Here is a 13,778-nt window from a genome sequence, read left to right as displayed (position 1 = left end):
TTAGCCGGGCTTTTTGTGTTAAATCCTTGTCTCGTCGACTATAAATCTATTAAACTTCTTCCTCAGAAACAAATTTTGCTGAATAAAAATCTCTATTCATCCTTGCAATGTTCTCCAAAGAGATTCCTTTAGGACATTCAGCTTCACAGGCACCTGTATTGGTACAGTTACCAAAGCCTTCAGCATCCATTTGAGCCACCATACTTTGCGCACGACGGTATCTTTCCGGCTGACCCTGAGGCAGTAATGCCAGTTGAGAGATCTTAGCAGAAGTAAATAACATCGCAGAAGCATTCTTGCAGGTAGCCACGCAAGCACCACAACCAATACAAGCCGCAGCTTCGAAAGCAGCGTCTGCCTGGATCTTAGGGATCGGCAAGTTGTTCGCATCCTGTGCACTACCCGTATTCACCGAAATAAAGCCTCCTGAGGCAATAATCCTGTCAAAGGCAGTACGATCTACCGTTAAGTCTTTAATTACCGGGAAAGCCGCTGCTCTCCATGGCTCTACAACAATAGTATCGCCATCCTTAAAAGAACGCATGTGCAGCTGACAAGTGGTTACCTTATCTTTCGGGCCGTGCGGTCTTCCATTGATAAACATTGAACAAGAACCGCAGATACCTTCCCTGCAATCGTGGTCAAACACTACCGGTTCATCCCCTTTAGTGATCAGCTGTTCGTTTAACACATCGAACATCTCTAAAAAAGACATATCAGGAGAGATTTCTGATAATTTATAATCAACCAAATTACCTTTGGCTTTGCTATCCTTCTGACGCCAAACTTTCAGCGTTAAATTCATATTTCCTGTACTCATGGTATGGATATTTTGGTACTAGATTATTTATAACTTCTTTGTGCGATCTTGATGTTCTCAAATTTCAGCTGCTCTTTATGCAGTTCAAATTTCACACCTTCTTTAAATTCCCATGCAGCTACGTAAGCGTAGTTTTCATCGTCCCTTAAAGCTTCGCCTTCTTCTGTCTGATATTCTTCCCTGAAGTGACCGCCGCAAGATTCATTTCTGTTTAAAGCGTCAATACACATCAGTTCTCCCAGCTCAATAAAATCAGCCACACGGCCTGCTTTCTCCAACTCAGGATTAAACTCATTCGCTACACCTGGAACACGAACATCACTCCAGAAATCTTTACGCAATTGCTGAATTTCTGCAATGGCTTCGGTTAATCCTTTTTCATTACGTGCCATTCCGCATTTCTCCCACATAATCAAACCTAATTTCTTGTGGAAGAAGTCGACAGATTTAGTTCCTTTAATAGCGATAAACTTATCTAAAATGCCTCTCACACTTGCTTCAGCCTCAACAAAAGCAGGATGATCCAAAGGAATTGGTTTAGTAGCAATTTCTTTGGACAAATAAGAACCAATAGTGTAAGGGATAACAAAATAACCATCAGCCAGTCCCTGCATCAGTGCAGAAGCACCTAAACGGTTTGCACCGTGATCAGAGAAGTTAGCCTCACCTAAGGCATATAAGCCCGGTATAGTGGTCATTAAATTATAATCAACCCATAAACCACCCATGGTATAGTGAACCGCAGGATAGATACGCATTGGCAATGCATAAGGATCTTCACCTGTGATCTGTGCATACATATCAAACAGGTTACCATATTTCTCTTTTACCACATCATGTCCTAAACGCATACAGGTTTCATGATCCGGATTATGAATGTTGTGTTTGGTTGCTTCAATACGTCCGTAACGTTCTGTATTGGCCGCGAAATCAAGATATACAGCCAGTTTAGACTTACCTACACCATAACCTGCATCACAACGTTCTTTAGCAGCCCTGGAAGCCACATCACGCGGAACAAGGTTACCGAAAGCAGGGTAACGGCGTTCTAAATAATAATCTCTTTCATCTTCAGGAATGTCTGAAGCGATACGCTGATCATCTTTTTTCTTAGGTACCCAGATCCGTCCGTCATTACGTAGAGACTCAGACATCAAAGTTAATTTCGACTGATGATCTCCGGAAACAGGGATACAGGTTGGGTGGATCTGTGTGAAACAAGGGTTACCGAAAAATGCACCTTTTTTGTGTGCTTTCCAGGCCGCTGTAACATTACTTCCCATTGCATTGGTAGACAGGTAAAATACGTTTCCGTAACCACCACTGCCTAATAATACTGCGTGGCCAAAATGACGTTCCAGTTCACCAGTAATTAAGTTACGGGCAATGATACCACGTGCTTTATTTTCAATGACTACCACATCCAGCATTTCGTGACGGGTGTACATCTCTACTTTACCCATACCAATCTGACGCTCCAGGGCACTGTAAGCACCTAAAAGCAATTGCTGGCCAGTTTGTCCGGCAGCATAAAATGTACGCTGAACCTGTGTACCACCAAAAGAGCGGTTATCCAGTAATCCACCGTATTCTCTTGCCAGAGGAACACCCTGCGCCACACACTGATCGATAATACTTGTACTCACTTCAGCCAAACGGTGAACGTTAGCTTCACGGGAGCGGTAATCACCTCCTTTTATGGTATCATAGAATAAACGGTAAACGCTGTCACCATCATTCTGGTAATTTTTTGCTGCATTGATACCACCCTGAGCCGCGATAGAGTGGGCCCTTCTTGGTGAATCCTGGAAGCAAAAACATTTAACTTTATATCCCATTTCGGCCAGGGTAGCTGCTGCAGAAGCACCTGCCAATCCTGAACCTATTACTATAATCTCTATACTTCTTTTATTCGCCGGGTTAACCAGGGGCATTGAAGACCTTAGCTTAGTCCATTTTACGGTTAGTTCCCCTTCCGGTATATTTGAATTAAAATCTGCCATTTTTTTAGCGTTATACGTTCGAAATTTATTTAATAAGACCTGTATAAATTGCGACAGGCATAGCTGCAAAAAGCAAGGCTATGATGATAGAATACCATATTCCAACCTTTTTAATTACGGGAGAATATTTTCTGTGGTTCCATCCCAGCGTTTGAAATGCAGAGGCAAAACCATGTAATAAATGGTAAGCCAGGGATATCATGGCCAATACATATAAAACAACCACCCAAATATTCTGGAATGCTTCTTTCATAACGCCATAAAGATCATGGTGCCCATTGATATCTTCATTAGGAATACCGGTAAAACGTGATTTTACCCAAAACTGAGATAAATGTACAATCAGGAAGATCAGCAATAAGGTACCCAATAAACCCATTGAACGGGAATACCATTTACTATTTGCATTGCCATTGTTTACCGCATACTTGATTGGACGTGCTGCCTGATTTTGCAGCGTCAGGCGTAATCCCTGAACAATATGCAGCAATAATCCCAGCATCAGGATCACTTCAGATCCCCTGATCAGCCAGTTAGTAGCCATGAAATTTGCACCCAGGTTGAATGTTAAACCACCGTCATTCAAAAATATCAATGAATTGATAAAACAATGCACGATAAGGAATAAGATGAGGAACAGGCCGGTGATACCCATTATTAGTTTTTTTCCTATAGAAGAGGAAAAAGCGTTTCCGAAACTAGCCATTAGATTTTTATATTTGTGTCTATTCCTGCAAAAGTATTTAATAAATGACTTAATTTAAACACGATTGGGATTAAATAATGATAAATAAACTATTTAGAAACGTTCTACGTGCAGGGATCACTTAAATACGTATTTGTTTTAAAATGAATCGGATAAGTGCAAAAAAAAGCGGGAAGCAGTTTAAACCGCCTCCCGCTTCAGGGTCATAAATCAGCTACTTAATTAAAGCTGATCGTATAATTTCCGTTCGGTCCTACGCCCGAAATTGTGGTTTTACCATTTCTTGAAGTAGGCAGGGCTGCTTCTACATCCCTGGCACTGTTAACAGGCCTGCCGTTAACGGTAGTAACCAACCTTCCTTTTTCCATATCAAATGAATCGAACAGTTTACCTGGTTCAACAGCAGTTACTACTACCCCATATTTAGCTCCATAACGGGCTTTCAATGCAGGGGAAGCCGGTGCAAATGCAGCACCCAGTTTATCAATGGTAGTACCGGTTGTTTTTGCAGCCAGCACCGCTTTAGGCCTGCCGATACTAGCATCACCTCTCAGTGTTACAGCTACGTTCTGTTCCTTGTTATCCCTGGAGATCGTTAACTGAACTTTATCACCAGGACTTAAACGGCCTATCTTTTCCTGCAGGTCTGGAGAAGCAAATACTTCTTTACCATCAACTTTTTTAATGATATCACCTTTTCTGATTCCTGCAGCGGCACCGCCGCCGTTAGGCAATACATCATTTACGTATAATCCGCTTACGTCATTAATTTTCAGGTCTTCAGCCACGTCAGCATTCAGTTCCTGGAATGTAACGCCTACATAACCACGTTTTACCGCACCATATTTTTTGAAATCTTCCAGGATCTTTTTGGCCAGGTTTACTGGAATCGCAAAACCGTATCCTTCATTGGTACCTGATTGAGAAGCAATAGCAGAGTTGATACCGATCAATTCGCCGCTGGCATTTACAAGCGCACCGCCGCTGTTTCCCGGATTGATAGCAGCATCGGTTTGAATATAAGACTCAATGGCACTATTGGTTTTCGGCGTATACTTACCTGTACGCTGATATTCTTCATATTCTTCTTCAGTAGGCTGCTGTTGCTCCCTGCCCAGAATACCGATCTGACGGGATTTGGCACTCACGATACCTGCTGTAACTGTAGTTTGCAAGTCAAGTGGAAATCCTACGGCCAATACCCATTCTCCAACCTGAACATTATCTGAATTACCCATTTTTACGATAGGCAGGTCTGTAGCATCAACTTTAATTAAAGCAAGATCGGTATTGGGGTCCCTGCCGATCACCTTTGCTTCTACCTTACGTCTGTCAGATAAGATCACCTGTATTTTTTCTGCGTTCTCTACCACGTGGTTATTGGTAACAATATAACCATCGGGCGTTAAGATCACACCAGATCCTGAAGCAGCTTTTGGTGTACGGCGTGCTTTACCACGGCCGGCGCCACCGAAAAACTCTTCCATCATATCCATTGGGGAGCCACTGTCGCTGCTTTCAGAATTAAATGTGGTCCTGATATGAACTACTGCGGGTGAAACCGCTGCTGCTGCCTGAACAAAATCGACAGCGCCTGTGGAGGATATATTTGTTGGATTACTGGCAAAAAGAACATTTTGCTTTTCAGCCAGTGTTAGATTATTGTTTCCATGCTCCAACATTTTATAACCGCCAATTGCTGCTGCACCACCTATAAATGCAGCTAAAACTAATAATGCTAATCTTTTCATTTGTGCTATGCGTTTATTTTTTATGATTATACTCAAATTTAATACCATTACACCGATATTTGTATCAGCACAACATCACATAATTTGTTAAAAAATGTTAAATAACAAACCAGCAGATCAACTGAAAATCCACTTCTATAAATACCAGGGCGCAGGCAATGATTTCGTCCTGATTGACAACCGTTCACAAAGTTTTCAATATAAAGATAGTGATATCGTTTTAGAATTATGCCACAGGCGTTTTGGTATTGGCGGAGATGGTTTAATGTTATTGCAAAACCATCCTGATTATGATTTTGAGATGCTTTATTTTAACGCCGACGGCAAGCCGGGCAGCATGTGCGGCAATGGTGGAAGGTGTATTGTTGCTTTCGCAAAATACCTGGGGATCATTGACGGGGAAACTAACTTTTTGGCAGTAGACGGACCGCATTATGCCAAAATTTCAGCAACAGGTAACTGGGTTGACCTGCAGATGATTGATGTTGAAGATATCGCCATGGATGGTAGTGCTTATGTATTAAATACCGGCTCCCCGCATTATGTAGATCAGGTAACCGGCCTGAAAGAAATGGATGTATTTTCTTTAGGATCATCCATACGCAACAATGCGACTTACAAAGCACAGGGAATTAACGTAAACTTTGTTGAAGATAAAGGCGACCACCTGTTTGTGCGCACCTTTGAACGTGGTGTGGAGGATGAAACCTATGCCTGCGGAACAGGTGTTACAGCAGTGGCGCTGGCAATGGCCAAAGATCAGTCGCGCACCGGAAGCCAGAAAACAGAGATCAAAGTATTAGGCGGCAACCTGCGTATTGAGTTTGACTATGACGGAAAAAACTTCAGCAATATCTTTCTATGCGGACCTGCAGAACTGGTTTTTGAAGGAGATCTGAAAGCTTAATCCCTTTCGGCCAGATGTGCTGCAATACCGATTTTGATCTCCCCGAACGTATAACTGTTTCCTAGATGCGCCCTGATAGGCGCCAGGTTTAATGTTTGCAGCGTTTTGATCGCTTCCAGGATCTTATCCAGTTTTTTACTGCCTAAGATATCTTTCGCAGAAATCTCCTGTCTGGCCACATAATGGGCCAGGTGACCTTCTATGGTACCTACCACCATTTTTCTCTCTGTGGCAATTTCAGCAATACTTTTCCCTTTATTGAAAAGCTCCAGGGAAACCACCTTGGTATCTTCCCTGGGTTCTTTAACTACTGCCGGTTTTTTACTTCTTTCTTTTTTTGCAGTAAAGTCAAGCTTATTGGGCATTGCATATACCGTTTTCATTTGTGCTTCGCGTTCTGACTGGTTAAGGAGCAAACCCACATCTGTTTTGGTAAACTCTGTTCCATTAAGTGTAGACTGCAGCAAACCTGTAGCCTTTCTTATTTTCTTGAACTGCTCATAAAAAAGGGATTCCATTTCCAGCAGCTCCGTAAGGAATGCCGTCACTTGTTTATCCTGTTTAACCAGTTCCATCCGTTCAAAGATACGTCTGGAAAGATCCAGCAATAAAGGATTAAAATAATTTTCAGCAGCAAGGGTCCTGGCCAGCAAAGTTGCTAAGCCTTCTTCTGTACGATCGTGGCTTAGCCGCTGGATCTGCGCAAGGAACTTATTGGCATTCGCCTTAATCTCACTCAGGTCTTTTAACAGTTGTTGCGCCCATTTAACATGTTTCTGCTTCGCCGATTTATTGATATCCTTACTATAAGAATGGACATGTTCATAAACGTAATTGTCCAGCGGGGTCAGGTCAAAACATTGCAGCAGATAATTTCTCAGAAAAGCTTCGCTTTCCTGTTTGATCTGTATGTCCAGTTCTTCCTGTTTCTGTTTATTCTTAGAAAAGTGCGATACATTCTGATCCTGGCGAATACCCGTTTTAGAAATCTGTGAAGTAAGCACTAGTCCTTCCAGAGAGCGGAGACGCGACAGGGCTACATAAATTTGCCCCGGGGCAAAGGCATTGCCTATATCAATGATTGCTTTATCAAAGGTTAAACCCTGGCTTTTGTGTACCGTTATTGCCCAGGCTAGTTTGATTGGATATTGAATGAACTTGCCAATTACTTCTTCCTCGATCTCATTGGTTACCTTATGGTTGCTATACCGGATATTTTTCCAGGTATATTTTTCCAGAATAATCCGCTCCCCTTCACCTTCTGTTTCTACTTCGATGCTATCCGGTTTAAGATTGATCACGGTAGCAATCTTTCCATTAAAAAAACGGCGGTCGCCACTCTGGTCGTTTTTAATAAACATGATTTGCGCACCCAGCTTTAACTCCAGGATACGTTCTGCTGGATAGGAGTTTTCTGGAAATTCATCTTCTATCTTAGCCATGAAGAGGTAGGAAACACCTTCCAGTTCATCCAGACTTTTTCTGTTTAAGGTATCAGCACGCTGATTATGTGTGGTCAGTGTGATATATTTATCTTCCTTTGCGGGCAAAAAATCTGCCTTGTAATATCTTTCCAGCAGAGTGACATCTGCTTCTGTGATCTCATTGTTGCGCAGATTATTGAGCAGGTTAATGAATACGGAATCTGCCTGGCGGTAAATTTTTTCCAGTTCAATATAAACCGGGGGACTTTGCTGCAGGGCATGGGCATCAAAAAAGTAAGCGCTGTTATAAAATTCACCCAGAAGCTGCCATTCGTTAGTTTTTACTACCGGGGGCAGCTGATGAAGATCGCCAATAAACAATACCTGTACCCCGCCAAAACTGGCGTTATTTTTTCTGATGTAACGCAGCACCATATCAATGGCATCCAGCAGGTCTGCCCGCAGCATGCTGACTTCATCAATGATCAGCAACTCCAGGTCCTGGAATATCCTTCTCTTGGTGGTGGTCATCTGTAAATGACGGACAATAGACCGGGGTGTATTGTATTGCTGATTAAAAGGCTCTACCGAGGGCTGCTTCGGCAGGTAAGTCCCAAAAGGGAGCTGAAACAGGGAATGGATAGTTACACCCGCAGCATTGATGGCTGCGATGCCTGTAGGTGCGGCAATAACCGCTTTTTTATGGGTCAGTTCAATTAAATTCCTTAAAAAGGTAGTTTTCCCGGTACCAGCCTTCCCTGTAAGGAAGATGTGCCTGGAAGTATAATTGATAAATTTGGCCGCAATTTCTGCAGGGTTGTATTCGGACATAGCTGTGCACCGGTTTTACAGCAAAGGTACTAAAGATTAGAACAAATTAATTAATCATATAATTAATTACCTGTAAATAAACTATAAGTAAGGGTGTAATTTTTTAATTGACCAACAATTTATATCCTTTACCATGTACATTTAAAATCTCCACCTTAGGATCTTCGCGTAAATACTTGCGCAGTTTACTTAAAAACACATCCATACTTCTGCCGTTAAAATAATTGTCATCATGCCAGATGCTTAGCAACGCTTCCTCACGGGTCAGCACAGCATTCTGCTTTAAACAAAGCAGCTGCAGCAACTCAGCTTCCTTGGTAGATAATTTTTGCTGCTGTCCATTGTGCTGAATCAGTTGCGTTGTATAATCAAATGTGTAATTACCGATCTGGAACTGGGATTGAACCGGTTCGGCCGTTTTAGTTTCTTTGGAAGATGATACACGCTTAAGCAGCGCATTGATCCTTAACAGCAATTCTTCTATGCGAAAAGGTTTGGTGATATAATCATCCCCGCCTAAATCATAGGCTGAAGCCTTATCTTCCATCATGGCTTTTGCCGTGGCAAAAATAATAGGAACGCTTTCATTCATTTTGCGGATTTCCTTACCCAGGGCAAAGCCATCTTTTTTAGGCATCATGACATCAAGGATACACAGGTCAAAAGTATGTTTGTTAAACGCGCGCAGGCCTTCTTCACCATCAACACATAATACAATATCAAATTTACCCTTCAACTGTAAATAATCCTGCAACAACATCCCAAGATTAGGATCATCTTCAACCAATAGAATTTTTTTCATCAGAATATAATTGTTTTAGAAAAGTACTTATTGTTTTATCAGTAGTTCTTATTATTTTTAATTGCCTTCCATCTTCTTCTGGCGGATTTAATCGCTTTCTAGCTACCTACAGCGGTTTAACGGTAATGAAGCTTGCATTAGATATTTTATTAATATTATAGGAGGTAATCTAATACAGGACTCATTTAGTTTAAGGGTATAATAATTTCAAACACTGTTCCTTTATCTTTTTCACTATGGACTTTGATTGAACCACCTATCTGCGTAACAATATCCAGCACATAGTTCAGTCCCAGCCCAAAACCTTTTACATCATGCAAATTTCCTGTAGGGACGCGGTAGAACTGATCAAAGGCTCTTTTACTTTGTTCTTTAGTCATTCCAATTCCTTTATCTTCTACTTCTATCAGCAGGTTTTTACCGGAGGTCCTGGTACTGACTTTTATAAAAGGTAAACCTATGCTGTATTTATTTGCATTATCAATCAGGTTATAAATCACATTGGAAAGATGTAATTCATCACCTCTAACCACCGCACAATCGGCAGTTAGGTTTAAGCTCAGCTCTGCTCCTTTTTTCTGCAATTGCAGGCTCATGCTGTCCGCCACGGCACTGATCAGGTCATTCATATCAACGGCTTCTTCTTCCAGCTTCAGTTCTTTTTTCTCCAGCCGCGCAATGCTCAGTACCCGTTCAATATGATTCCCCAAACGTACATTTTCATCAAAGATGATCCCTGCCAAACGACTGATCCTGCTTTTATCTTCCAGAATTTCCGGATCTTTCAGTGCTTCACTGGCAATCATAATCGTAGAGACGGGAGTTTTAAACTCATGGGTCATATTATTGATAAAATCCGTCTTCATTTCAGAGATCTTCTTCTGTTTCAATATCGCGTACAGCGTATAGGAGAAAATGGAGATCAGCACCAGCAGTAAACTTGCTGAAGAAGCCATCGTTACCTTTAAATTACTGAAGATCACTGATTTTCTATCCGGGAAATTGATGTATAACATCCCGGGGTCCCTGATCACGTCGTTACTGAACAATATAGTTTTAAAAGTATTAGCAGGAAGGATATCTTCACTTTCTGAAGACACCTTACGGTAAAGGACAGAATCATGGGTTACGCTTTTTAGCCAGAAATCGTAATTCAGCTGAATATTTTTGTTACTGAGTTCTGCATGCAGCAAGGTATCGAGCATCCCTTTGGAAACACGTTCGCTCAGGGGAACATCCTGCTGACTAATTTCCCTTGCCGCTTCCTCTACTACATTAAAGTCGCCGTCATTGATCAGCCTTACGGTATCAGCCTGCAATTCCTTTAAAGCATTGTCGCGTCTTCTGTTGGCAATTTCATCTTCGATCCTGAACTTGACCCGCATATCGCCATTGATACTGGCCAGTGAAACCCGCAGCGGTTTTCCATCGTAGCGGCTGTAAACCAGGTAACGGATACTGTCAGGCAGCTTTTGCGGCTCAACGTCAAAAGTTTTAGCAGAACCAGCTCTGAAAGTTTTCCTGACATTACTGCCGATCATATTCAGGTCGGCATCGAAACCTACGTTCACATCCACATCGAGAGGAGTGGTAGCCTGATTGGCCAGCGCATTAAAATCAGTCTCTGAAATAATGGTTGGGCTCAGGTACATTTTCCTGATAATTCCATCCTGATAATTGAGTTCATCAATCATCTGTTTCTGCTGGTTATATTTTCTGGTACGGTCTTCTTCTTTATACTTCTGATCCAGGTCCATTAACCGACGTGTTCTGTCGCGGCGCTGGTTCTCGAGTTTTATCCGCCATTCAAAATCTTTTTTGGTGATGTGGTTAACCGCATTTAACCGTTGAACTTTACCGGCCACAGCACTTAAAGCCTGGTTTACCTGCTGTTCAAAAAGCTGTGATTTAAGTCGATATGCTTCCCTGATGTAATACAGCTGCATTACAAACACACCAAGCAAAGCTATGGTCATGAGGCCGGTAATCACCCAAAGGCTCTTTGTCTTCATTCTCTCTGGTCAAAAATAAGGAAGAGTGGGGGGATAACTTCTATTTTAACAATTTTTAACACTGTATTTTTCAAATAGTTGCGTGGATTACCAATAGACAGCCTCTCCGTAGCAACCAGGAATAATAAATAGCTAACCGCTAGTTCAGACTGAGTTTGTTTTGAGATTGTTTTGTTATAGTCCACGCATGGTCCACTCATAGTCCACTCATCTACCACTAATTGGGTGTATTGCGTGGACTATGAGTGGACCATGCGTGGATTAAGAGTGGTAGAAAACAGAATTATATCAAACTACTGACTGGTTTAGGAATCACCAAACCCACCACTAGCGCGAGAAATCAATACAAAATCCAGCGCATAAAAAAAGTGCCGGAAATCAATTCCCGGCACTCACAGTACAATTTGTTTTCCTAAAAAAGGTCTTAAAATGGCAAATCATCTTCCTCACCCGGCGCGCTGTTTAAATCAGCAGGCGGAGCATATTGTGGTGTAGATGGAGCACCAGCAGCACTATTTGTTAAGGCATTGATACGCCAAACTACTAAACTGTTGAAGTAAGAAACTTTTCCTGTTTTGTCTGTCCATGGACGACCGCGAAGATTGAAGGAAACTTCTACATCATCACCGGTTTTCAGGCTGTCAAACAAAGCAGTCTTATCTTGCAAAGCTTCAAATCTAATATATTCAGGATAAGTTGGGTTTTCCGCGTACTCAATAATGAGATCACGTTTTTTAAAAGTCTCGCTTACCTGTTGTAATGCACCGATCTCGTGCACTTTTCCTTTTAATTCCATAACAATACTCTTTTATTCTACTTACTAGTCCAAATCTCTATATTTTTATTGATAACTTTGCACAATAAATTATGCAAGTTTTCCACAACAAAAGTAAGGTTATTTTAACCTGTAATAAAAGGCTCTCTTCCTATCTGGTAGAAGAGGTTAAAGCACTTGGTTACGAAATCGTTAGAGATTTTCCTACAGGGGTAGAGCTCAATATCACTTTAACAGAGTGTATTAAACTGAACCTCAATTTAAGATGTGCCAGTCAGATCTTATATTGTATCAGCAGTTTTAAAGCGAATAACCCTGAAGAACTGTACCGCGAGGTAGTTGATATTGCCTGGGAAGACCTGATTGATTTTTCTGGTTATTTCTCCGTTACTTCTAATGTGGATAATCCAACGATCACCACCCCTCTTTTCACTAACCTGAAAGTGAAGGATGCTATTGTTGACCGGATTAAGGATAAAAAAGGCATTCGTCCAAATTCAGGATCTGATGCCAATAAAACCGTTGTTCACCTGTACTGGAAAGATGACGAAGCAGATATTTTCCTGGATACTTCGGGAGAGACACTAGCTAAACACGGTTACCGCAAGATTCCCGGAAAAGCACCTATGCTGGAAGCGCTTGCTGCAAGCGTAGTGATGAGCACTAAGTGGGACCAGAAATCTCCTTTCATCAATCCAATGTGCGGATCAGGAACGCTGGCGATTGAAGCTGCCCTGATGGCAACGAACCGCAGACCAGGTCTTTTCCGTATGAATTATGGATTTATGCATATCATAGGTTATGACGAACAAGTGTTTTTCGCAGAGCGACGTATCCTTAAGGATCAGGTGATTAAAAATATTGATCTGAAGATCGTGGCAACAGATATATCTGAAGATGCCGTAGATATCAGCCGTAAGAATGCACAAACCGCTGGTGTAGATACACTGATTACTTTTGAAGTGTGCGATTTTGCAGATACACAAGTACCGGAAGGTGGCCAGGGTGTAGTGGTTTTCAACCCGGAATATGGAGAGCGCCTGGGTGTTCATTCACAACTGGAGCTTACCTATAAACGTATCGGCGATTTCATGAAAAAGGATTGTAAAGGATATAACGGTTATATTTTTACAGGTAATCCTGATCTGGCAAAAAAAATCGGCTTAAAAGCTTCGCGCAAAATTGAATTTTACAATGGTAAGTTAGATTGCCGTATGATGGAGTATGAGTTGTACGACGGATCTAAAAGAGCAGACGAAGAACGTCCTCAGCCTAAAGAATACAAGCCGGAGAATTAAATTCCGGCTTGCATATTTTCTTATTGATGTTCTTATAAGAAGAATTGGATGGAAACCAACTCTCTACCGACTTGCCGAACGCCTTTTAAAATACGCTGTGTTTGACTGGCTGAAGGCTTTTTAGTTCCATTAATATACTGAGCTAGTAGGCTTTGGTTCATTCCAATTCTTTCACTCAATGCTTTCGCATTAATGACTTTGTAGAACTCAAAAAAGCTAGCTAAATCTGGCTTTAAATGAATTTCCTCAGTAGTATATGTGATGTTTTTATCTTCAAATGTTAGATTCACAGCATCGACTATGCCTTTTTTCAATTCATCTATATCCTGCCCCTCAGTAGCAATAAAATTTTGTCCAATAGAAGTGTAAGCACTAAAACCTTTATCTTCCTTGATAACTGTCATTGTGATTTTGGGCTTTTTCATTTGAATATATTTATCAAAAGCAAC

The 13,778-nt window shown here is 41.5% G+C and carries 11 protein-coding genes; 2 read left to right on the top strand and 9 right to left on the bottom strand.

The genetic code is table 11. The features are described 5' to 3' along the window. Positions 1 to 49: 49 nt before the first annotated feature. From GSQ84_RS07305 to GSQ84_RS07290, 4 genes are all read right to left on the bottom strand, one after another. The gene (locus GSQ84_RS07305) at positions 50 to 820 is read right to left on the bottom strand and encodes a succinate dehydrogenase/fumarate reductase iron-sulfur subunit (protein ID WP_158796596.1); all 771 of its coding nucleotides are present in this window, start codon (positions 818 to 820) and stop codon (positions 50 to 52) included. A gap of 23 nt (positions 821 to 843) precedes the next feature. Then, positions 844 to 2,823, bottom strand: a complete 1,980-nt coding sequence (locus GSQ84_RS07300; RefSeq protein WP_158796595.1) for a fumarate reductase/succinate dehydrogenase flavoprotein subunit — start codon at positions 2,821 to 2,823, stop codon at positions 844 to 846. Positions 2,824 to 2,848: 25 nt separating this feature from the next. Then, a complete protein-coding gene (locus tag GSQ84_RS07295; protein WP_158796594.1) occupies positions 2,849 to 3,529 on the bottom strand; it encodes a succinate dehydrogenase cytochrome b subunit in 681 nt (226 codons plus the stop codon). Between the two features lie 218 nt (positions 3,530 to 3,747). Further along, positions 3,748 to 5,280 carry a trypsin-like peptidase domain-containing protein gene (locus GSQ84_RS07290; RefSeq protein ID WP_158796593.1) on the bottom strand — a complete coding sequence of 511 codons (1,533 nt, stop codon included), beginning with the start codon at positions 5,278 to 5,280 and terminating at the stop codon, positions 3,748 to 3,750. Between the two features lie 94 nt (positions 5,281 to 5,374). Between GSQ84_RS07290 and dapF the strand changes: the two genes are divergently transcribed. Next, on the top strand, positions 5,375 to 6,187 hold the full coding sequence (dapF, locus tag GSQ84_RS07285; RefSeq protein WP_158796592.1) for a diaminopimelate epimerase: 813 nt from the start codon (positions 5,375 to 5,377) through the stop codon (positions 6,185 to 6,187). Here the strand turns inward: dapF and GSQ84_RS07280 are convergent. The 4 genes from GSQ84_RS07280 to GSQ84_RS07265 all read right to left on the bottom strand — a co-directional run bounded on the left by GSQ84_RS07280 (position 6,184) and on the right by GSQ84_RS07265 (position 12,052). Next, positions 6,184 to 8,442: a helix-turn-helix domain-containing protein gene (locus tag GSQ84_RS07280; RefSeq protein ID WP_158796591.1), complete on the bottom strand. Its 2,259-nt coding sequence runs from the start codon at positions 8,440 to 8,442 to the stop codon at positions 6,184 to 6,186. The two genes, dapF and GSQ84_RS07280, sit on opposite strands and share 4 nt — an antisense overlap. Before the next feature lie 103 nt (positions 8,443 to 8,545). Continuing rightward, a complete protein-coding gene (locus GSQ84_RS07275; protein ID WP_158796590.1) occupies positions 8,546 to 9,244 on the bottom strand; it encodes a response regulator transcription factor in 699 nt (232 codons plus the stop codon). Positions 9,245 to 9,429: 185 nt separating this feature from the next. Next, on the bottom strand, positions 9,430 to 11,256 hold the full coding sequence (locus tag GSQ84_RS07270; protein ID WP_158796589.1) for a sensor histidine kinase KdpD: 1,827 nt from the start codon (positions 11,254 to 11,256) through the stop codon (positions 9,430 to 9,432). A 424-nt stretch (positions 11,257 to 11,680) separates the two neighbouring features. Continuing rightward, the gene (locus GSQ84_RS07265; protein ID WP_158796588.1) at positions 11,681 to 12,052 is read right to left on the bottom strand and encodes a DUF3127 domain-containing protein; all 372 of its coding nucleotides are present in this window, start codon (positions 12,050 to 12,052) and stop codon (positions 11,681 to 11,683) included. A 71-nt stretch (positions 12,053 to 12,123) separates the two neighbouring features. On the opposite strand from GSQ84_RS07265, the gene GSQ84_RS07260 reads away from it, so the two are divergent. Beyond that, the gene (locus GSQ84_RS07260; RefSeq protein ID WP_158796587.1) at positions 12,124 to 13,329 is read left to right on the top strand and encodes a class I SAM-dependent RNA methyltransferase; all 1,206 of its coding nucleotides are present in this window, start codon (positions 12,124 to 12,126) and stop codon (positions 13,327 to 13,329) included. 32 nt (positions 13,330 to 13,361) lie between these two features. On the opposite strand, the gene GSQ84_RS07255 is transcribed toward GSQ84_RS07260, so the two are convergent. After that, positions 13,362 to 13,754, bottom strand: coding sequence for a helix-turn-helix transcriptional regulator (locus tag GSQ84_RS07255; protein ID WP_158796586.1), 393 nt, complete (start codon positions 13,752 to 13,754; stop codon positions 13,362 to 13,364). Positions 13,755 to 13,778 lie beyond the last annotated feature (24 nt).

The organism is Pedobacter sp. L105 (assembly GCF_009765875.1).
Taxonomy (GTDB): Bacteria; Bacteroidota; Bacteroidia; order Sphingobacteriales; family Sphingobacteriaceae; genus Pedobacter.
Note: the sequence above shows the minus strand (reverse complement) of the source record. Positions and strands in the feature narration are given on the sequence as shown.

What these genes read in the sequence shown, in the direction of transcription:
- GSQ84_RS07270 (WP_158796589.1), bottom strand. Translation starts at nt 11,256, where the DNA reads ATGAAGACAAAGAGCCTTTGGGTGATTACCGGCCTCATGACCATAGCT.
- GSQ84_RS07290 (WP_158796593.1), bottom strand. Translation starts at nt 5,280, where the DNA reads ATGAAAAGATTAGCATTATTAGTTTTAGCTGCATTTATAGGTGGTGCA.
- GSQ84_RS07300 (WP_158796595.1), bottom strand. Translation starts at nt 2,823, where the DNA reads ATGGCAGATTTTAATTCAAATATACCGGAAGGGGAACTAACCGTAAAA.
- GSQ84_RS07255 (WP_158796586.1), bottom strand. Translation starts at nt 13,754, where the DNA reads ATGAAAAAGCCCAAAATCACAATGACAGTTATCAAGGAAGATAAAGGT.
- GSQ84_RS07265 (WP_158796588.1), bottom strand. Translation starts at nt 12,052, where the DNA reads ATGGAATTAAAAGGAAAAGTGCACGAGATCGGTGCATTACAACAGGTA.
- GSQ84_RS07260 (WP_158796587.1), top strand. Translation starts at nt 12,124, where the DNA reads ATGCAAGTTTTCCACAACAAAAGTAAGGTTATTTTAACCTGTAATAAA.
- GSQ84_RS07295 (WP_158796594.1), bottom strand. Translation starts at nt 3,529, where the DNA reads ATGGCTAGTTTCGGAAACGCTTTTTCCTCTTCTATAGGAAAAAAACTA.
- GSQ84_RS07275 (WP_158796590.1), bottom strand. Translation starts at nt 9,244, where the DNA reads ATGAAAAAAATTCTATTGGTTGAAGATGATCCTAATCTTGGGATGTTG.
- dapF (WP_158796592.1), top strand. Translation starts at nt 5,375, where the DNA reads ATGTTAAATAACAAACCAGCAGATCAACTGAAAATCCACTTCTATAAA.
- GSQ84_RS07280 (WP_158796591.1), bottom strand. Translation starts at nt 8,442, where the DNA reads ATGTCCGAATACAACCCTGCAGAAATTGCGGCCAAATTTATCAATTAT.
- GSQ84_RS07305 (WP_158796596.1), bottom strand. Translation starts at nt 820, where the DNA reads ATGAGTACAGGAAATATGAATTTAACGCTGAAAGTTTGGCGTCAGAAG.